This is a genomic window from Planctomycetota bacterium, from assembly GCA_035574235.1.
GTDB lineage: Bacteria > Planctomycetota > MHYJ01 > MHYJ01 > JACPRB01 > DATLZA01.
In genome coordinates, this window is sequence record DATLZA010000124.1 from 1 (window position 1) to 19327 (window position 19327).

The 19327-nt window shown below is 70.2% G+C and carries 21 protein-coding genes; 9 read left to right on the forward strand and 12 right to left on the reverse strand.

Annotated elements, in window-relative coordinates; all coding sequences use genetic code 11:
• A partial coding sequence (locus VNO22_11325) for a hypothetical protein (GenBank protein HXG61960.1) occupies positions 1-490 on the reverse strand: 490 nt, incomplete at its 3' end.
• Between the two features lie 60 nt (positions 491-550).
• Between VNO22_11325 and VNO22_11330 the strand changes: the two genes are divergently transcribed.
• Positions 551-895: a translation initiation factor gene (locus VNO22_11330; protein HXG61961.1), complete on the forward strand. Its 345-nt coding sequence runs from the start codon at positions 551-553 to the stop codon at positions 893-895.
• Positions 896-904: 9 nt separating this feature from the next.
• Here the strand turns inward: VNO22_11330 and VNO22_11335 are convergent, their stop codons facing one another.
• From VNO22_11335 to VNO22_11360, 6 genes are all read right to left on the reverse strand, one after another.
• Positions 905-1507: a cysteine dioxygenase family protein gene (locus tag VNO22_11335; GenBank protein ID HXG61962.1), complete on the reverse strand. Its 603-nt coding sequence runs from the start codon at positions 1505-1507 to the stop codon at positions 905-907.
• A complete protein-coding gene (locus tag VNO22_11340; GenBank protein HXG61963.1) occupies positions 1504-2607 on the reverse strand; it encodes a sulfate/molybdate ABC transporter ATP-binding protein in 1104 nt (367 codons plus the stop codon). Before VNO22_11340 ends, VNO22_11335 begins: the two co-directional genes overlap by 4 nt.
• A complete protein-coding gene (gene cysW, locus VNO22_11345; protein HXG61964.1) occupies positions 2604-3458 on the reverse strand; it encodes a sulfate ABC transporter permease subunit CysW in 855 nt (284 codons plus the stop codon). Before cysW ends, VNO22_11340 begins: the two co-directional genes overlap by 4 nt.
• Complete coding sequence (gene cysT / locus VNO22_11350; GenBank protein HXG61965.1) at positions 3448-4263, reverse strand: sulfate ABC transporter permease subunit CysT; 816 nt, start codon at positions 4261-4263, stop codon at positions 3448-3450. The genes cysW and cysT overlap by 11 nt, the downstream gene beginning before the upstream one ends.
• Complete coding sequence (locus VNO22_11355) at positions 4260-5279, reverse strand: sulfate ABC transporter substrate-binding protein (GenBank protein HXG61966.1); 1020 nt, start codon at positions 5277-5279, stop codon at positions 4260-4262. The genes cysT and VNO22_11355 overlap by 4 nt, the downstream gene beginning before the upstream one ends.
• A 405-nt stretch (positions 5280-5684) precedes the next feature.
• Complete coding sequence (locus VNO22_11360) at positions 5685-7172, reverse strand: lipase maturation factor family protein (protein HXG61967.1); 1488 nt, start codon at positions 7170-7172, stop codon at positions 5685-5687.
• 109 nt (positions 7173-7281) lie between these two features.
• On the opposite strand from VNO22_11360, the gene VNO22_11365 reads away from it, so the two are divergent.
• Genes VNO22_11365 through VNO22_11380 form a run of 4 tightly spaced genes read left to right on the forward strand, consistent with a single transcriptional unit; the run spans position 7282 to position 10739 of the window.
• The gene (locus tag VNO22_11365) at positions 7282-8244 is read left to right on the forward strand and encodes a TerC family protein (GenBank protein ID HXG61968.1); all 963 of its coding nucleotides are present in this window, start codon (positions 7282-7284) and stop codon (positions 8242-8244) included.
• Positions 8245-8293: 49 nt separating this feature from the next.
• The gene (modB, locus tag VNO22_11370; GenBank protein HXG61969.1) at positions 8294-8965 is read left to right on the forward strand and encodes a molybdate ABC transporter permease subunit; all 672 of its coding nucleotides are present in this window, start codon (positions 8294-8296) and stop codon (positions 8963-8965) included.
• Entirely contained in the window at positions 8962-9960 is a 999-nt protein-coding gene (locus VNO22_11375; protein ID HXG61970.1) for an ATP-binding cassette domain-containing protein, read from the forward strand. Before modB ends, VNO22_11375 begins: the two co-directional genes overlap by 4 nt.
• A complete protein-coding gene (locus tag VNO22_11380; GenBank protein HXG61971.1) occupies positions 9957-10739 on the forward strand; it encodes a TOBE domain-containing protein in 783 nt (260 codons plus the stop codon). Before VNO22_11375 ends, VNO22_11380 begins: the two co-directional genes overlap by 4 nt.
• Here the strand turns inward: VNO22_11380 and VNO22_11385 are convergent.
• From VNO22_11385 to VNO22_11400, 4 genes are all read right to left on the reverse strand, one after another.
• Entirely contained in the window at positions 10630-11505 is an 876-nt protein-coding gene (locus tag VNO22_11385) for an alpha/beta hydrolase-fold protein (protein ID HXG61972.1), read from the reverse strand. The two genes, VNO22_11380 and VNO22_11385, sit on opposite strands and share 110 nt — an antisense overlap.
• Before the next feature lie 34 nt (positions 11506-11539).
• Positions 11540-13000 carry an L-threonylcarbamoyladenylate synthase gene (locus VNO22_11390; protein HXG61973.1) on the reverse strand — a complete coding sequence of 487 codons (1461 nt, stop codon included), beginning with the start codon at positions 12998-13000 and terminating at the stop codon, positions 11540-11542.
• An 83-nt stretch (positions 13001-13083) separates the two neighbouring features.
• Positions 13084-13818 (reverse strand): hypothetical protein, encoded by a 735-nt coding sequence (locus VNO22_11395; GenBank protein HXG61974.1) that lies wholly within the window; start codon positions 13816-13818, stop codon positions 13084-13086.
• On the reverse strand, positions 13815-14570 hold the full coding sequence (locus VNO22_11400; GenBank protein ID HXG61975.1) for a lipopolysaccharide kinase InaA family protein: 756 nt from the start codon (positions 14568-14570) through the stop codon (positions 13815-13817). The genes VNO22_11395 and VNO22_11400 overlap by 4 nt, the downstream gene beginning before the upstream one ends.
• A gap of 123 nt (positions 14571-14693) precedes the next feature.
• Here VNO22_11400 and VNO22_11405 point away from each other — a divergent pair, with 123 nt between their 5' ends.
• Positions 14694-16172, forward strand: a complete 1479-nt coding sequence (locus VNO22_11405; protein HXG61976.1) for a polysaccharide deacetylase family protein — start codon at positions 14694-14696, stop codon at positions 16170-16172.
• A 114-nt stretch (positions 16173-16286) separates the two neighbouring features.
• Here the strand turns inward: VNO22_11405 and VNO22_11410 are convergent, their stop codons facing one another.
• Complete coding sequence (locus VNO22_11410; protein HXG61977.1) at positions 16287-17036, reverse strand: phosphoadenylyl-sulfate reductase; 750 nt, start codon at positions 17034-17036, stop codon at positions 16287-16289.
• Between the two features lie 85 nt (positions 17037-17121).
• Between VNO22_11410 and VNO22_11415 the strand changes: the two genes are divergently transcribed.
• From VNO22_11415 to VNO22_11425, 3 genes are all read left to right on the forward strand, one after another.
• Positions 17122-17430: a hypothetical protein gene (locus VNO22_11415; protein HXG61978.1), complete on the forward strand. Its 309-nt coding sequence runs from the start codon at positions 17122-17124 to the stop codon at positions 17428-17430.
• A 157-nt stretch (positions 17431-17587) separates the two neighbouring features.
• Positions 17588-18769 carry an acyl-CoA dehydrogenase family protein gene (locus tag VNO22_11420; protein ID HXG61979.1) on the forward strand — a complete coding sequence of 394 codons (1182 nt, stop codon included), beginning with the start codon at positions 17588-17590 and terminating at the stop codon, positions 18767-18769.
• Between the two features lie 46 nt (positions 18770-18815).
• Entirely contained in the window at positions 18816-19283 is a 468-nt protein-coding gene (locus VNO22_11425; protein ID HXG61980.1) for a hypothetical protein, read from the forward strand.
• The last annotated feature ends 44 nt before the right edge of the window (positions 19284-19327 follow it).

Below are 19327 nucleotides of genomic sequence, written 5' to 3' on the forward strand. Positions count from 1 at the left end.
GAAGCGCCGTCCCCGCCAGCGTTCCGGCCAGGCGGACGATCCGACGGTACGCCGCTCCGTCCCGCCCCTCCAGCGCCCGAAGCCCCCGCCGCAGGAACTCCGCTCCCCCCGCGACCGCCGGCGCCTCATCCGACGCCACGATCATCGAAAGGAGCATCTCCTTCGCCCGCAGATGGTCCCCCAGAGCTTCCCCCACCCGCCGGACGAACGCGGCGCTCAGGCGTGACGCCTCCGCCAGCCCGTCCACGACCTGCTCGTACGCCGCGCCCGCCGCCTCCGTCCCCCGCGTCACCCGCCTCCAGAGAAAAGCCAGACTCGAAGATCCCTGATACCCCAGCTCGCGCCGCACCCGCGCCCGAAGCTCCTCCTCGGGAGCCTCCCGCCACGGCTCCGGGGGAGCCTCCAGCCCGTGCGCGACCGCCGCCAGGTCCAGAAGCTCCTCCCGCGACGCCCGCCCCAGCACCTCCCCCAGGCGATCGTCCCGATCCATGGGCAGGATCGTATCACGAAACGGTTCCGAAATCCGGCTTCGCGTCCTACAATCCTCCGCGTGCCCCTGAATGTTCCCTGCCCCCGGTGCGGGAAGCTCCCTCCGCCGCCCTGCGGATGCGTCCTTCCTCCGGGACCGCCCGACCCGCCCGCGCGCAAGCTCTATCCCGAGATCCTCAAGCTCCGGCGCGAAAAGCGCGGCGGCGGACGGGAGGTCGTCATCGTCGAGGGATTCAACCCCGGCACGGCGGTGGACCTGGACGAGATCGCGCGCCGGATCAAGCGCGCGTGCGGCACGGGCGGCACGGTGCGCGGACGGACGCTCGAGATCCAGGGCGACCACCGCGACGCGATCGCCGAAGTGCTCCTCGAGTTCGGCTTCCGCTCCAAACGCGCGGGCGGATGAGGCCTCCGCTCACGCCGGGGGTTGGCCGGATTCCGCCACGGGCACCCGGTCGTACGACAGCTTCCACGGCCGATACGACTTGGCCGCCAGGTCGTAGCGGTTGCACTCCGTGATCTCCCGCCCGTAGACGTGAAGCGAGATCGTCACCTGGTCGGTCGGATTTTCCAGAAGGTGAATCTCGTCGTTCGGCGGAAGGACGTAGAGGACCGTTCCCGCCGGGGCGGTGATCGAGCTGGCCTCGCGAAGCTCCGCGTAGCCCGGCCGCGAGCCGTCGTCCAGCCGGTCGTAGTTGACGATCCGAAGTTCGTTCGTCAGGATTCCGGCCACCCCCCACGTCGAATGATCGTGGATGGGCGTTCCCTGTCCCGGCCCCCAGACGAGGCTGACCACGACGAACCGCTTCTTGGGGTCCTCGTGAATAAGATGCCGCGCGTAGTGGTCCCGGGCGGGCACCTTGGCGGCGGGCGGAAGAAAGTCCTCGCCCGAAATGAGAAGCCTCATCTTCCGGTGAATCTTCCGGATCTTCTCCTCGTCGAGCGTCGCGACGGACGTGATGAGCTCGAGATCCGTCACGAAATCGGAAAAGCGGTACGGCGTGGCCTTGGGCGTCATGGGGCGTTCTCCTTTCCCGGCGGCGCGGCCGCGGGACCTTCGTCCTCGTCTTCGTCGGCGAGAAAAATCCGAAGCTGGCGCGGCACCACGTACACGGACTCACCCGGCTGGAGTCCCAGCTCCTGATAGCGCTCCCGGCTGAGGTACGCCTGCACGACCGTCTGATGGTCGCGCAGGACGAGCTCGACCTTGACGGTCGCCCCCGCGGCGTTGACGTGCCGGACGGTGGCCGAAAGGCTGCGTTCGGCGCGGGGCGTGCGGTCGATGTCGAGCTCATGGGGCCGCACGTACCCCTGGGCCGGCCGGGGCTGCTCATGATCGTGGCCGTCGAACTCGGCCTCCAGCCCCCCGAAGATCGCGCGCCCCTTCTCCACGCGTCCGTGAAAGATGTTGACCGCCCCGAGGAAGCTCATGACGAAGGGGGTCTTGGGGTGCTCGAAGATCTCCTGGGGGGTCCCCTCCTGCTCGACCCGGCCGCGGTTCATGACGATGATCCGGTCCGCCAGCTCGAGCGCCTCCTCCTGGTCGTGGGTCACGAAGACGCTCGTCACGGAAATCTCGTCGTGGAGCCTTCGGAGCCACTGGCGCAGTTCCTGGCGGACCTTCGCGTCGAGCGACCCGAAGGGCTCGTCCAAAAGCAGCACGGACGGCCGCGCCGCCAGCGCCCGGGCCAGCGCCACCCGCTGGCGCTGGCCGCCCGAAAGCTGCGCGGGATACCGCCGCTCGAAGCCCTCCAGCCGCACCAGCCGCAGGAGATCCCGCACCGACCGGTCGATCTCCTCCCGGGAAGCGCCCCGCACCTTGAGCGGAAATCCCACGTTCTCCGCCACCGTCATGTGCTTGAAGAGCGCGTAATGCTGGAAGACGAAGCCCACGTTGCGCTGCCGGGCGGGGGTGCGGGTCACGTCCGCCCCGTTCATCCACACCTCCCCCGCGTCCTGAACCTCCAATCCCGCGACGATCCGCAGCAGCGTCGTTTTCCCGGATCCCGAGGGCCCCAGAAGCGCCACGAGCTGGCCGGAGGGAATGGTGACCGTCACGTCGTCCACGGCGACGTACGCGCCGAACTTCTTCGTGACGTTGCGGACTTCGATGCTCATGGCGTCTCCGGCGGCCGGGCCGCCTCCTCGAGCGCGCGCCTGAGTTTCCATTCTAGAAAGTTCTTCGCCAGAAGCGTCGCCAGCGCGCACACCAGAAGAAGCGACGCCACCGCGAAAGCCGCCTGCGTCTGATACTCCTGGTCGAGCTTGTCCACCCGCAGGCTCAGCGTGTCGGTCTGTCCCGTGATCCTTCCGGAAACCACCGAGACCGCCCCGAACTCCCCCATCGCGCGCGCCGTGCAGAGGAGCACTCCGTAGAGCACCCCCCAGCGGACGTTCGGAAGCGTCACGTAGCGGAACGCCTGCCAGCCCGTGGCGCCCAGGGTCACGGCCGCCTCCTCCTGGTCGCTCCCCACCGCCTCCATGAGGGGCAGCACCTCGCGCGCCACGAACGGGAACGTCACGAAGATCGTCGCCAGCACGATTCCCGGCGGCGCGAAAAGGACCTGAAGGCCGCGCGCCTCGAGCCACCGCCCGAGGACGCTTTCGGCGCCGAAAAGGAGAACGAAGAGGAGCCCCGAGATCACCGGCGACACCGAAAACGGAAGGTCGATGAGGGTCACCAGAAGCGACTTGCCCGGAAACGAGTATTTCGCGATCGCCCACGAGGCGGCCACCCCGAAGACGGTGTTGACGGCCACGGCGATCCCCGCCACGAAGACGGTCAGGAGGATCGCATGCACCGTGTTCGGATCGGCGAGCGCCCCGACATACCGGCCGACTCCGCGCGAGAAGGCTCCCGCCAGGACGTTGAGGAGCGGCGCCAGGAGCAGCACGCCCGCCACGGCGAGCGCCAGGAAGATCAGCAGAAACCGCGCCCAGAAGGGCGCCTGGGACCCGTTACGGTTCATGGCGCCGGCTCCACCGGGAGAGAAGATTGATCGCCCCGTTGATGAAGAAGGACGCCGCCAGGAGCACCACCGCCACGGCGGCCGCCCCGCCGAACTTGTACTGTTCGAGCTGGTTGACGATGAGCACCGAGGCGATCTCCGTCCGGAACGGGATGTTGCCGGAGACGAAGATCACCGAGCCGTATTCCCCCACGGCGCGCGCGAAGGCCAGGGCCACTCCCGTCAGAAGCGCCGGAAGCACGCTCGGAAAGAGAACGTACCGGAAGGTCTGCCAGCGCGTGGCCCCCAGGCTCTGCGCGGCCTCCTCCGTCTCGCGTCCGAGATCCGCCAGGACCGGCTCCACCGCCCGCACGACGAAGGGAAGCGAGATGAACGTGAGCACCCAGACGACCGCGCCGGGGGTATGAACCAGCTCGATCCCGAGGGGCGCCAGGAGCCGGCCGAACCATCCTTCCGGCCCGTAGAGGGTCGCAAACGTCAGCCCCGCCACCGCCGTGGGAAGCGCGAAGGGAAGATCGATCAGGCCGTCCACGAGATTGCGCCCCGGAAAGCGGTACCGCACGAGGACCCACGCCAGAAGAAGCCCGATCGCCCCGTTGAGGAGCGCCGCCGCCAGCGCCGCCCCGAACGTCACCCGATAGGCCGCCAGCGCCCGCGGACTCGAGATCACCGCCCAGAACTCCGCCGGCGAAAGCGACGCCGCCGTGAAAAAAAGGCTGGCCAGCGGAAGGAGCACCAGGAGCCCCAGCCAGACGAGCGTGGCCCCCATCGTCGGGCGGAATCCGGGAAGCGTCCGGCGGGTCATCGCGGCGGCTCCTCGAGAATCCGGTCGAAAAGCGCTCCGTCCGCGAAGAACCGCCGGTGGGCCTCCTTCCACGATCCGGCCACCTCGGCGACCGTGTAGAGCCGCCGGATCGGGGGCAGCCGGTCACGGAAGCGGTCCGCCACGGCCGGGTCCGCGGGCCGGAATCCCGCGCGGGCGATGACCTCCTGCGCCTCGGGCGTGTAGAGATAACGGACGAACGCCTCGGCGGCGGCGCGCAGATCCGGGTCCGTCAGGTTCCGCTCGACGAGCGCCACCGGAGGCTCCGCGAGGATCGAATCCTCCGGCCGCACGATTTCGAAGCGGTCCTCCTCCTCCCGCATCGCGAGGAACGCCTCGTTCTCCCAGGCCAGCAGGACGTCGCCCATCTTCTTGCGGACGAAGGTGAGGGTCGCGGCGCGCGCGGCGGCGTCCATGACGGGCACGCGGCGGTAGAGGCGGCGGACGAAGTCCTCGGCCTGCGCCGGCGTGCCGCCTTGCGCGGTCACGTGCCCCCAGGCCGCCAGGAAGGCCCATCGGGCGCCGCCGGAGGTCTTCGGGTTGGCGGTCATGACGCGGACATCGTCCCGCACAAGATCGTCCCAGCCGCGGATCCCGCGGGGGTTGCCCCGGCGCACCAGAAAGACGATGGTCGAACGGTAAGGGCACGCGCGATGCGGGAAGCGCCCTTCCCAGTCGGCCGCCACGAAGCCCCGCTCCGCCAGAATCTCGAGGTCGTAGCCGAGCGCCAGGGACGCCACGTGCGCCCGCAGGCCGCCGAGGATGGCCCGCGCCTGGGCGGCCGAGCCCCCGTGGGACGTGCGCACGGCGACGCGGCGGCCCGTCCGCGCCGCGTAGTCGCGCGCGAAGCCCTCGCCGAGTTCCCGGTAGAGCGCCCGGGTCGGGTCGTAGGAGGCGTTCAGAAGCGTCCGCGGGACGGACCCGGAGCCGCCCGGCCCGCAGGCGGCCGAAAGGCCCGCGGTCAGGAAGACCGCGACCGATCGCGCGACGACGTTCATGGACGGTTTCTCACCGGAATTTCCGAAGGGACACGAAACGCGGAAAAGGGGGAGCCGCAGGAGGCGGGAGTCGCGCGGGCCGGTCAGGCCCCGGCGGCGGCGCGGCGATCCTCGTCCTCGGCCCCCCGGGTACAGGGACAGCAACACCGGAGGTGCATTCGGGCCGCCCGAACCGTCACGCCGAACATGAGGGCCTATTATGAATTCCGCCGGCGGGATGTCAAGCGCGTTCGCGCCCGGAACGTTCGCGGTCAGGCCCCGAGCGCCGGCGTCATCGGCGCCCAGGAGCCTTCGGATACGGGACGGCCTCGAACCGCCCCCGCGCGTCCTGTCGCCCGACCCAGGCGATCCAGCGGACTCAATACCCTCGGTCGCCGTCGAAAAGAACCGGCGACCGCGCGGCGCTCATGACGAAGCCTCCGGAAGACTCACCGGCGGAAGATACCGGGCCACCGGTTTCCGCGACCACCACGCGCCCGTCCGTCGCCGTTCGGCGAAGCTCGTGAACCGGTACTCGTAGACGAGGGCCCGGATGTACTTCGGGGGCGCCTCCGGGAAGGGGTTGCGCGCCAGAAGCGCCAGAACGTCCGGCGATCCCTCGAGCAGCCGGGACACGAAGTCCACGAACCACGGGCACGACGCCGAAGTCCCCAGCGCCGCGAACCACATCTGCCAGTCGAGCCGGGGCTGATGAGGCGCCACGAAGCGGGGCGCGCGGCGCACGTCCCCCGGCTTCCACTTGAATTCGTACGGAGCCCATTCGACCCCGTCGCGGCTCCCCTCCACGATGATCTCGGGACGGGTGGTCGTCATGACGGCGAAAAGGCCGTACGGGTGGACCAGACCGAAGGCGTCCAACCGGCCGAGCACGCGCGCGACCGGCCCGGGCCACCGCACGCTCCGCCCGAGCAAAAGCCGCGCCACGGGGTCCGCCGAAAGCAAGGCCAGGAGAGCGCCGACGATCCCCGTGAAGATCACCCACCCGACGGGAGGGGGCGGCGCGGAAGGAAGCCGAAACGACGGCTCGAGGGAAGCGACGGCCGCCCCGAGCGCCGCGTCGTCGAAGACGGGCACGACCAGAGCGATCGTGAGAAGATTGAAGAAGCCGTAGTTCCCGGTGGCCGCGATCGCCCCCATGAGGAGCACGATCAGAAGCGCCCCGACCGGGCGGAACGGGGCGGGCGCCAGGAGGAGAAAGGGAGCCCCGAGCTCGATCGCGAAGAGGACCGCCGCGCAGAACCGGTGGACGGACGGCGGAAGGCGGTGCGCGTACCAGGCCAGGGGCGTCGGCAGGGGCTGCGTCTCGTAGTGGTACCGGAGCGCCGTGAGGCTCCTCCACGTCGGGTCTCCGCTCCGGAGCTTGACGACGCCCGAAGAAAACAGGAGGCGGAAGAGAAGCCACACCGCCAGCGCCCGGCCGATCGGCGAGGGGGCCGCCGCGGGCGGGAAGCTCGGCAGGATTTCGAGCGGCGCCAGAAGGATCGCCAGAAACCCCGTCTCGAGAAGCAGGGCGTCCCACTGGTAATGAAGAAATTCTCCGCACGCGCGAACGAGCGAAAGATAGAGAAACCAGAGGAGCGCCAGAACGGGAATCGGCGCCACCCCCGCCACGAGGAGGATCGACAGCGCCGCCCCGCCCCGCGTCATCGCCCGGAGCGCCCGGTCGGAAGAGGCCCACCACGCCAGCGTCGGCCAGCCGAGAAAAAGCGGGAGCCTCCGCCGCCCGTGGCGCGCCAGGAAGTCCCGCACCGGAAGAATGCCCCGGCTGCCGATCAGACCCAGGATCTGCCGGTCGAGAGAGACGAAGGCGACCCCATAAACGACCCCGAGGAGCCGCAGGAAAAGCCAGGTCGAAAGGACGTAGGCGTCCGCACCGGGAACGGTCTCGCGCATGGAGGCCGCCCTCGATTATAAGAACTTCCGGCCGCGGCGCTTTTTTCTTGGCGCGCCCCGGGTTTTATGGTGAACTCCCGGCCATGCAACGCCCCGGCGGGCGCCCCCGATGAGCACGCAACTTCTGCTCTGGATCGGCTTCGCCGTCCTCGTCGTGGCGGCCCTGGCGATCGACCTCGGATTCTTCCAGCGCAAGGCCCACGTGGTGCGCCCGAAGGAAGCGATCCTCTGGTCGATCATCTGGGTGGTCCTCGCCCTCGTCTTCAACGTGGTCGTCTATTCCTTCCGCGGCAAGGAGGCCGCGCTCCAGTTCCTGACGGGTTACCTCGTCGAGAAGTCCCTGAGCGTGGACAACCTCTTCGTCTTCCTCATGATCTTCTCGTACTTCGGCGTGCCGCGGGAGTACGAGTCCCGGATCCTCATGTGGGGAGTCCTCGGAGCGATCGTCACCCGGGCCATCTTCATCGTGGCCGGGACGGAACTTATGAAGCGCTTCGCCTGGACCACCTACGTTTTCGGCGGGATCCTGATTCTCACCGGCCTCAAGCTCCTCCTGAAGAAGGAAGGCGTGATCCAGCCCGAAAAGAACCCCGTCGTCCGCCTCTTCCGGCGGCTTTTCCCCGTGACCCCGCAGCTCGACGGTCAGAAGTTCTTCACGCGCGTGGACGGACGGCTCATGGCCACGCCGCTCTTTATCACGCTCATCGTCGTCGAAACCACGGACGTCGTCTTCGCCGTGGACTCGGTTCCGGCCATCTTCGCGGTGGTCACGCCTCCGGACACGTTCCTCATCTACACCTCGAACGTCTTCGCGATCCTGGGCCTCCGGCAGCTTTATTTCCTCCTCGCCCACCTCATGGGGGCCTTCCGGTTCCTCAAGTTCGGTCTCGTTTTCATCCTCGTCTTCGTGGGGGTCAAGATGCTTCTGGCCCACAGCCCCTATAAGGTTCCCACGCCCCTTTCCCTGGCCGTCATCGGCGGAACGCTTTTCCTCTCCGTGGCCGCCTCGCTGCTCTTCCCCGCCCGGGAAAAGGCCCACGCCCCGCACCCCCCGCACGCCCCGGCGGCCTGACCCGCCGCGGGCCCACTCCCGGGCGTTATATAATGGATTACATAACGCCATGGGTCCTCTCGAACTCTCCCTGGCCGTGGGGTTGACGGCCACGCTCGCGAGCCTGCCGCCCGCCGTCGCCGTGGCGTGGTTCCTCGAACGCTCCCGCTCCCCCGCCCGCGGCGCGGTCCACGCGCTCGTCCTCCTGCCGCTCGTCCTGCCCCCCGTGGTCCTCGGATACGGGCTCCTCAAGCTCTTCTCGCCGCGGGGCCCCCTGGGCGCCGCCCTCGAGGCGATCGGGCTGCCCGTGGCCTTCCACTTCGGAGGAGCGGTCGTCGCGGCGGCCGTCGTGGGCTTTCCCCTTCTGGTGCTCTCCACGGGACTGGCCATGAAGGCGGTCGATCCCCGCCTCGAAATCGCGTCGCGCAGCCTGGGACGTTCGGCCGCGGCCACGTTCTTCCGCGTCACGCTGCCCCTCTCCTGGCCGGGAATCCTGGCGGGATCCGCGCTCTCCTTCGCCCGCGGCGTCGGCGAATTCGGAGCCACCATCGTCCTGGCGGGCCGCATCCCGGGACGCACCGAAACGATCCCGCTCCGGATCTACGCGGAACTCGACGCCCCCGGCGGCGAGGCCCGGATCGCAGGCCTCGTGGCCTTCTCCGTCGCCCTCGGAGCGGCCACCGTAATCGCGGCGCGGCTCCTCGACGGCGCCCACCGCCGGCGCCTGGAGCTCGACCGGTGAGGCTCGACGTCCGCGCCCGGATCCGCCGGCCCGGAGGCTTCGTCCTCGACGCCGACGTCTCCTGCGAGGCCTCGGCGCTGGCCGTCGTGGGCCCCAGCGGAAGCGGCAAGTCCACCTTCCTCGAGGCCGTCGCGGGCATCGAGCCGGGGGCCCGGGTCGTCCTGGACGGCGAGGACCTCTCCGCCCTCCCGCTCCACCGGCGCCGGATGGGCTACGTGACCCAGGACGCGCTTCTTTTCCCGCACCTCACCGTCCGCGAGAATCTCCTCTACAGCCCGCACGCGCGCGACCTCGGCGACGTGCCCCGCGCGCTCGGCATCGAGGGGCTCCTCGAACGCCGCCCGCGCCACCTGAGCGGAGGCGAGCGACGCCGCGCCGCCCTCGCGCGGGCGATCCTCTCCCGCCCGCGCGTCCTCCTCCTCGACGAGCCCTTCGCCGGCCTCGACGAGCCGCGCCGCCGGGAAGCCATGGCCCTCCTCGACCGCGTCCGGCGCCGCTACGGCATCCCCATGATCCTCGTCAGCCACCAGGCCGACGAGACGATCGGACTGACCGACCGCGCGATCCGCCTCGAGGAAGGGCGGGTCGTCGCTTCCGGCCCGACTCCCTCGGTCCTGCGCGCCGGCGAAGGGCGCATCGACAACTATCTCTCCGGAAGCGTGACCGGCCCGGGACGCGTGCGGGTGGGCTCCGTGGAGCTGGCGGCCGCGCTTCCCGACGGCGCCTCGGGCCACGTGCGCCTCGCCTGCTACGCGCACGATGTTCTCCTGAGCGCCCTGCCGCTTCCGCGAGGGCTCTCGGCGCGGAACGTCTTCCCCGCGCGCGTGGCGGGCGCGGCCCCCGTCGGGGACGCCGTGCTCGTGGAGCTCGCCGACCCCCCGCTCCGGGCGCTCGTGACCCCCGAGGCGGCCGCCGCGCTCGACCTTCGGCCCGGCGCGCCCGTCGGCGTCGTCCTCAAAGCCACCTCCCTCGCCTATCTCGGGCCGGACCGATGAACCGCTACGAGGCCGTCGTCCGGTCGCTCGACCGAAAGGGGACCTGCGCGTGGCTCTCCGTGGGAAAGGCGCTGCTGGCGGCGCGGCCCTGGCCGGACCTCGCCCGGGGACGGCGGGTCCGGATCCTCGTACGCCCCGAGGACGTGGTCCTCTGCGCCCGGCACCCGGGCCGCACGAGCGCCCGGAACGTCCTTCCGGCGCGCGTCCTCGCGGTGCGCGCCGTTCCGGAGGGAGCGGCCGTCCTCCTGGACGCCGGATTTCCGCTCGAAGCCCTCGTCACGCGCCGCGCGGCCCGGGAGCTTGGACTTCGCGCCGGACGTTCCCTCTTCGCGCTCGTCAAGGCCGCGGCCGTGACGCCCGACGCTTCCGCCCCGGCTCTCGTGCGCGTCACGCTCCGGGGTCCTCGCGGAACGCTCGATCCCGACCGCATCGACCTCTTGAAGACGGTGGGGCGGACGGGGTCGCTCTCGGCGGCGGCGCGCGAGCTGAGGATTTCCTACCGGACCGCCTGGCTGCGGGCGCGCGCGGCGGCCCGCGCGTGGGGCGCGCCCCTTCTGCGCGCGGCGCCGGGCGGTCCCGGCGGCGGCGGGGCCGTTCTGACCTCCGAAGGACGCGCCGTCCTCGCCCGGGCCGACGCCGCGGAACGCGCCGCCCAGGCGGCGTCCCCCTTCACGGCCGCCAGAGCCAGCGCAGGGACTCCGGCAGGATCGCCCCGCCGTGGACGCCCGAGTGCTTTCCGACGCCGTATTCGAAGCGGTAATCGTACCCGGCGAACTTGAGCGCGGCCGCCATCTCCTGGTTGGCCAGCGGCCAGTTGCCGTGCTCATTGTCCAGGTCGTGGGCTCCGTCCTGGAGAAAAACCCGGATCGGCTTGGGCGGCCGGGTCTTCCTGATGAGCGACGGGTAGACGTGCCCGCCCCGGATGTTGACGAAGCTGCCCACGTGACTGAGCACCTTGGAGAACTGGTCCGGCCGCTCCCAGGCGACCGTGAAGGCGCAGATTCCCCCCGAGCTGATCCCGCCGATCGCCCGATCCTTGGGATCCTGGCTCAGCACGTACTGCCGGCCCACCTCGGGAAGAATCTCCTCGATGAGAAACCGCGCGTACTGATCCGAAAGCGTGTCGTACTCGAAACTGCGGTTGGAGACGGGCTTGGCCCCCGGCTTTTCGGCGGGGAAGACGCCCGGATTGATGAAGATCCCGATCACGACGGGGATCTCCTTCCGGTGAATGAGGTTATCGAAGACGATGGGAACCCGGAACGCGCCGTTCTCGTTGACGTAGCTGCCGCCGTCCTGAAAGACCATGACCGCGGCGGGACGCGCGGCGTCGTACTGGGCGGGAACGTACACCCAATAGTCCCGCTCCGTGCCCGCGAAGATCCGGCTTTTCCACGAGCGCTTGGTCACCGTGCCGCGCGGGACGCCTTCCTGCCGCTGGGAGTCCGGGCCCAGCTTGTACAGCTGCCGCTCGTCCGGCGGAGGCGCCTCCTGCGGAGCGGCCGCCTGGAAAAGAAGCACTCCGGCGAAAAGGAACAGGCTCATCGGATCGAATCTCCCGAAAGGATGTCTCCTTTCTTTACGAACGCTCCTCCGGGGACGGGAGTTGCTCCGTCTCCGAGCGGCCTCCGGCGGCCTTCCGCAGGCGATCCGCGATCGCCAGCCCCAATCCCTCCTCGGAAGGCGCCGCCGCGACCACGGCCTCGACCCCTCGAGCGTCGGCCGCCCGCAGGGCGGCGTAGAGCATCCGCGCCGCGGCCTCCCCATCCTCGGGAAGCCGCAGAATCTCCACCCGCACCCCCCGGGCCCGCAGCTCGGCCGCCCGCGCCTCCAGCGTCCCCGGCTCGGCCAGGATCACCCGCGCGCGGGGCGCGTAGTGCGACGCCAGCCGTCCGGGCGCGCGCGGGCCGCCCGAACCGGCCGGTGGAACCGGCCGACCCAGCGCCGCCTCCAGCGCCTCCCGCGGAACTCCCCCGGGCCGCAGAAGCGCCGGCGCTTCCCCCGAAAGATCCACGATCGTCGACTCGATCCCCACGGTGCACGGACCGCCGTCGAGAATGAAATCCACGTCCTCCCCGAGATCCTGCCGCACGTGGTCCGCCGTCGTGGGGCTGACCCGCCCGAACCGGTTGGCCGACGGCGCCGCCACGCCCCCGCCGAATTCCCGGAGCAGCGCCCGCGCCGCCGGATGGGCGGGAACCCGCAACCCCACCGTTTCCTGGCCGCCCGTCACGACCCGAGACACCCGCTCCCCCCGCCGCAGAACGATCGTCAGAGGTCCCGGCCAGAAGCGCTCCGAGAGAATCCTGGCTTCCCGAGGAACCTCGGCCGCCCACTCCCCAAGCTCCTCCGCCGAGGCCAGATGAACGATCAGAGGATGACCGGCCGGACGGCCTTTGACCGCGAAGATCCTCCGCACCGCCGCCTCGTGGGTCGCATCCGCCCCGAGGCCGTACACCGTCTCGGTGGGAAACGCCACCAGCCCCCCCTCCCGCAGAACGCGCGCCGCGTGAACCCGCGCGATCTCCTCCGCGGCCTCGACCAGACTGGGAACGACCGCGCAGGAAACCTTGAGCTCCGTGCGATGTTTCTCCCCGTGGCCCGTCAGGACATAAACGCCGCGCGCCCCGGCGGCGGCCGCCAGCTCCATGTCGGCCGGATGGTCCCCCACGACCCACGAGCGTGAAAGGTCCACGCCGTGCTCGTCGCGGGCGCGGAAAAGGAAGTGCGGATTCGGCTCGACGCCTCCGCATCCGTCGGCGCGCCGAGGCGGGCCGCAATACACGCCGCGGACGGGAACCCCGGCGCCGGCGAGGCGTTCGACCACGGCGTCATTCACACGCCGGGCGTCCTCGGGACGGACACGGCCCCCGGCCGCTCCATTCCGGGGAACGACGATGAAAAACTCGAAGGCGCCGCCCAGGCGGCGCAACGCCCCCTCGAGGCCCGGGTAAAACAAGACCTGCGCGGGGTCGCTCCGGGGACCGCGGTCTTCGATCAGCGTCCCGTCCCGGTCCAGGAAGATCGCGGGCTTGCCCATGACGGAAGGATATAAGGCTCCGCTCCGCGTTTCCACTGCCGGGGTGGAAGATTCCCCGCCGCGGGCCGAACTCCGCGGCCGCCTCAGAAGGACGCGCCGATCGAAAAGACCAGCCCCCGCAGCCGCAGATGGACGATGTCCTCCTCGTCGCGCCGGGCGTTCTCCTCGAGGTGGACGTGGTAGAGCTCGTACCCCAGCCCGGCGAAGATCGGCCCCCATCGGCCTCGAACGCCGAAGGCGTACTCGATCGGATCGAGGACCGAGGTATCCCCGCTCCGGAACGGGACGAAAAACCCGCCCGCCGAAGCGTAGAGCTCAAGCCACGGCCAGGGTTCGGCCGCGAGCCTGAGGCGCGGCGTCGGAAAAACGCCCCCCAGGCGCGTCCGCCCGAATCCGAGATCCGCGTCCACCACCATGTACTCGAGGAACGCCCCGGCCTCCAGACGAAGTCCTTCCGCCAGCGGCACGATCCCGAATCCGCCGAGTTCGACGTGGCGGAAAAGAACGTCCGTGTCGCTCTCGGTCCCCGCCGGAACGACGCGGCCGCCCCAGTTCTTGTCCTCATCGAGCGTTCCGTCCCCACGCGCCCGGAGTTCCCGGTACCCCGCCTCGAGCCGGAAGTCCTCCCAGACGAGGCGCGCGGCGACGCCCGGGCTGGGGACGGATCCTTCCGCGTCGAGTTCCCGCGAGAAGACGCTTTCGCCGGCGAACCCGTCCTCGCCGTCGCGCAGGCGGAACTTGGGGGAGACCGCGGCGGGGCGGGCCTCGACTTCGACGACGGGCTCCTGGAGAGCGCAGGCCAGAAGGATCGCGATCATGGGTAGTGTTTCTCCTGATAGGCCTGAGCGCGGCGCAGGAGGGTCCGGTCCGCCCCGTACGCGCGCGCGAAGCGCATCCGGTCGGTCCGGGACAGAAGCATCCGGCCCACCCGCATGAGGCAGGCCAGATCCCGCACGCGACCGGCGCGCCGGAAGATCCGATACCGCCAGATGCCGGCGAAAGGAACGTCGAGGACATGCAGCGCCCAGCGCCCGTCCCGCCGCCCGAGGAGGAGATTCTTGGCCCGCAGCGTGTGGATGAAGAATCCCGCGTCGTGCGCCCGGCGGAGCGTCCGGGCGAAGTCCGACAGGAGCGCCCGCCGTTCGGCCGTCCCGGGCAGCGCGAAGGGCGCCGAGCCCGGCCGATCGGCCAGATCCCGCAGACCCACGGCCGGCTCGACCGCCCGGGTCAGAAGAAAGCTCACGCTCACGAATCCCAGCGTCCGCTCCTGGCCGTACGCCAGGGGTTCCGGAACGTCGAAGCCGAGCTCCGCCAGACGCAGCAGGTTGCGATACTCCCGGCGCGCCCGGGAGACGATAAAGAGCGTCCGCAACCGCCAGAGCCCCGAGTAGGCGTATACCTTAAGGAAGAACCGCCCTTGAGGAAGGCGCAGTTCCCGGACGGCGCTGCGGGCGCGACCCCCCTCGGGAAGGACGCCCCAGCGGGCGATCACCTCGCGGGGCGTGCGGAGCCCCGCAAGGATTTCGCGTCCCGCGCCGCGGGTCACCAGTTCCGCGCCGTGGAGGAGCATCTCCGACGGGCGGGATTGTAATCGAAGCCGTCGGTTTCCGAGACGGAAATCGGACGGCCGTGGCCACGAACGGGACCGCAGGGCTTTAGATCCGGGACCCCGCGATTCGATCGGGAGGATCTGATGCGCGCGACGCTTCCGGCGATCTTCGTCCTCACCCTCGGCTGCGTGTCGGAGCCCCGGACCGGCCCCCCGCCCGCCTCCGCGCCGGGGCCCCGGCTCTACGTGGCGCTCTGGTTCGACACCGAGGACTACATCCTTCCGGCCAGCGACGACGCCGCGCGGCGCCTGGCGGAATTCCTGACGCGCGAGGGGATCCGCGCGACCTTCAAGGTCGTGGGCGAAAAGGCCCGCACGCTGGAGCGCCGCGGCCGCCGGGACGTGATCGAGGCGCTTGGGCGCCACGAGATCGGTTACCACTCGAACTGGCACAGCCTCCACCCGACGCCGGCGCAGTATCTGGCGGACCTCGGGTGGGACGAAGGCGTGGCGGAATTCGAGCGTCGCGAGGGCCCCGGGGTCGAGGATCTGCGGCGCCTCTTCGGACGGAACCCCACCTGCTACGGGCAGCCGGGAAGCTCCTGGGCCCCGCAGGCGTACGGCGCGATGCGCCGCTGGGGCATGGTCGCGTACCTCGACGCGGGAAGCCACGTCGTGCTCGACCAGAAGCCGCACTATTACGCCGGACTCCTCACGCTTTACCGCCTCGCCCACACGCTGCGCACCGGCCTGGGCGGGCCCGCGGACCTGGAGGACGCCCGTAAGCGCTTCGCGGCGGCGCGCGAGCGGCTCCTGGCGGAAGGGGGCGGCGTGGTCCACATCTTCTACCACCCCTGCGAGTGGGTCCACCGGCAGTTCTGGGACGGCGTCAACTTCGCCGCGGGGGCCACGCCGCCGCGCCGCGAGTGGAAGCTCCCGCCCCGGAAGACGCCCGAGGAGACGCGGACGGCGTTCGAGACTTTCGAGGCGTACATCCGCTGGATCAAGACCTTCCCGGACGTCCGCTTCATCACGGCGACGGACGCGGCGCGGCTGTACCGCGACCGCGCCCGCGGGCGGACCTTCACGGAGGCGGAGATCCGCGAGATCGCCGCGGCGGTGGGCGAAGAGGTCACCTACCAGCGGCGCGGCGAATACGCCCTCTCGGCGGCCGAGGTCTTCGCGATTCTGTGCGCCTTCGCGGCCCGGGGCGGACCCGTGACGCTCGAGGACGGTCCGCTCGGCCCGACGGGCGAGGTTCCTCTGCTCGACGCCCCCGTGCGGGCGCACGCGGAGGACTTCGCGCGGGCGGTCGAGGAGGCCGACGGCTACGTGCGGCGCCATGGACGGCTGCCCTCGACCGTGTGGCTCGGAAGCCGGGGGGTTCCGCCCGAGGCGTTTCTCCGCGCCCTGGCCGCGCGGCTGCGCGGCGGGGCCTCGGAGGAGCCCGTCGAGGTTCCTCCCGCCCGGCTGGGCTGCGCGCGGCACGTCGCCGAAGACAGCCCGAAGCTCTGGGGGTGGCTTTTCCCGCCGGGCTTCCACGCGCCGCGCCTCATGGATCTGGCGCGACGCCAGTCCTGGACGCTCAAGCCCGCGATCGCCGACCCCACGGCGATTCCTTGACGAAGAACGGACCGCTTGCGGAAACCCGAAGGGGACACTATACTCTCGTTCGGAGAGGGGATCCGGCGCGCGGCGATCTGGCCCTGGAGAGAGGCTCTGGTCCCGGTTCCCTTCCTACGGCGCGGGGTGGAGCCCGCACTCCTTCTCTTCCGGCCGTTCCCACCACCACCGTCCGGCGCGCTCGTCCTCGCCGGGACGCACGGCGCGCGTGCACGGGGCGCAGCCGATGGAAACGTACCCCTGGTCGTGCAGCCGGTTGCGGGGCACGCCGTGGGCGGCCAGGTACTCGAAGACCTGCGGCGTCGTCCAGTCGGCCAGCGGGTTGATCTTCACGATCCTGCCGTGGGCGTAATCCAGTTCCACCTTCCGGACGCGCCCGCGCGTGACCGCCTGGCTGCGGCGAAGGCCCGTGATCCAGGCGTCCAACGTGGACAGGATGCGGTTGAGCGGCTCGACCTTCCTCACGTGACAGCAGAGCTTGCGGTTTTCCACCGACCGGTAGAAGAGGTTGACGCCTTTCTCGCGGACCATCCGTTCCACGGCGGCGGCGTCCGGGAAAAGGATCTCCACGTCGATCCCGTAGCGGGCGCGCACCTCGTCGATGAACTCGTAGGTTTCGGGATTGAGGCGGCCGGTGTCCAGCGTGAACACGCGGACGGCCTTGGGGTCGATGCGCCACATCATGTCCAGGACCGCCACATCCTCGGCGCCGCTCCAGGCCAGGGCCGCGGACTTTCCGAACGTCGAAAGGGCCCATCGCAGGACCTCCTGGGGCGGGGCCGATTCGAAGCGCCGGTCGAGCTCGGCGATCTCGTCGGCCGAAAAGCGCGGGCGGCGGGAAGGCGCGGCGGGGGGAGCGTCCATGCGGGCCTTGATAGCACAGCCGGCGGGCGCGGGCAAGAGGGAAAAGGCTGAAGGCGGAGGCGGAGAAGGCCGATTTTCTCCATAGATGATCGTCGAGACCGCCCGCCGTCTGAGCCTGCCGGAGGTTTCCGCGCGGGAGACGATGCTCCTGGCGGCCCTCGGCCTGGGCCTTCTGGCGGCGGGTCTGGCCGCGGGGCTCGTTCTCATCTTTACCGCGGGCGCGGCCGGGCTGGCGGGGCTCGCCACGGGCCTTTCGCGCTCGATCCGCGTGTGGCGCGGCCGGGCCCTTCCCCGCGAAGGCCCCGTGACGCTCGTGGCGGCCACGTTCGTCAACGGCAGCCTCACCCTGTACCTGGGCCTGGCGATCTACATCGTGCTGCGCTTCGGGGCCTGAGCGTCCCGCCGATTCCCCGCGACTCCGCCGCGCCGATCCGCCATAATGCGCTTCAGGGACGGAGATCCTCGGTGATTCGGGATTCGTCATTCGGCCTTTCGGGTTCTACTCCTGGACGTTTACGGTTCGTCTTTTCGTTTTGGCCGAGAGGAATTCTATGACCGGCACGGACGGCGGGCGCGGAATCCGCTTCGAGTTCACGGAGGAACAGGAGCTTCTGCGCTCCCTGGCGAGGGAATTCGTCGAAAAGGAGGTGAAGCCCCGGGCCGCGCGGATCGACCGCGAAGGCCGGATTCCTCCCGAGCTACTGGAGCGCGCCCAAGCGCTGGGGCTTTTCGGCGTGGCTTTCCCGGCGGAATACGGCGGCGGAGGGGGAGGCGAGACGGGCTACTGCATTCTGATGGAGGAGCTCGGCCGCGGGTGCGGCTCGTTCGCCGGCGTCGTCGGCGCCCACCAGGGCATCGGCGCGATGTCGATCTTCCTGGCCGGAAGCCCCGAGCAGAAACGCCGCTGGCTGCCCGACCTCTGCGCCGGACGCAAGATCGCCTGCTACGCCCTGACGGAGCCTTCCGGCGGATCGGACGCCGCCATGATGCGCACGACCGCGATCCGGAAGGGTTCCCGGTGGATCCTCACCGGAGACAAAATCTGGATCACGAACGCGGACATCGCCGATCTTTTCGTCGTTTACGCGGTGACCGATCCGGCGCTGCGGGCGCGCGGGGGGATCACGGCTTTCGTCGTGGAACGCGGCGCGCCGGGCCTGACGGTCGGACCGCCGGACGAGAAGATGGGACTCCGCGCCATGCACTCGCCGCAGATCTTCCTCGATCAGGTGGAGGTTCCCGACGAGAACGTCCTGGGGGCGCCCGGCGAGGGCTTCAAAGTGGCCATGGCCGCGCTCGACCGGGGAAGGCTGTCTCTGGGAGCGACGGTGCTGGGCTCCGCCAAGGAGATGCTCGATCTTTCGGTGGGCTACGCCCGCCAGCGGCAGGCTTTCGGAAAGCCGCTGGCGGAGCACGAGTTCATCCAGGGGTACCTCGCGGAGATGGCGGCCTGGATCTACGCGATGGAGTCGGCGGTGTACCGGACGGCCTGGATGTGCGACCGCGGCATGCGGATCACCCGGGAGAGCGCGATCGTCAAGATGCTGGCGACGGAGCGGTACGCCGAGATTGTGGACCGGGCGCTTCAGATCCACGGCGGCATGGGCTACATGTGCGAGCTTCCGATCGAGCGCTTCTACCGCGACGAGCGGGTCTATCGGATTTTCGAGGGCACCAACGAAATCCAGCGGATCGTCATCGCGCGGGACGTCGTCCGGAAGGGCGGATACTGAAGGCGCCCGGGGGCGGTATACTATACCGGAAAGAGGGAGTGCGGACATGTCGGGTCGGACGAAGTTTCTGATCGCCCTGCTTGTGGCGGGCGTGACGTTTCATCAGCTCAAGGAGCGCTCCGGCCGCCTGTGGGGCCGTTCGGGGGCCTACCCCGTTCTCCAGAAGCACACCGGAGGGGCCCGGGTGGGCGACATCCACAGCTTCCGCGTGACGCTCGAAGCCCCGCCCGAGGAAAAGCAGTTCCGCGAACTCGAGGTGCCGGATACCGCTTTCGAGAAACTTCTGGAAGGAGACCTCGTCTCTTTCGACGTCCGGCGGCTCCCCTTCCTCGGCCTGGACCTCATCGAATTCGAGGCCGTGCGGGAGGGCCGGACGGTCGTCGCCTGGAAGGAAGGATTTCCCATCTTCTGGTTCGGGATGGCCGGAGTGGCCCTCGGCGCGGGAGGAGCGGCGGCGCTGGTGCTGACGCTGCTGCTCCTGGCGCTCGGATACGGCCGCGCGCCGAAGGACTGAAGCTTCGCGGTCCGACGCCGGGTCTGCGGAACCTTGCCGGGGCG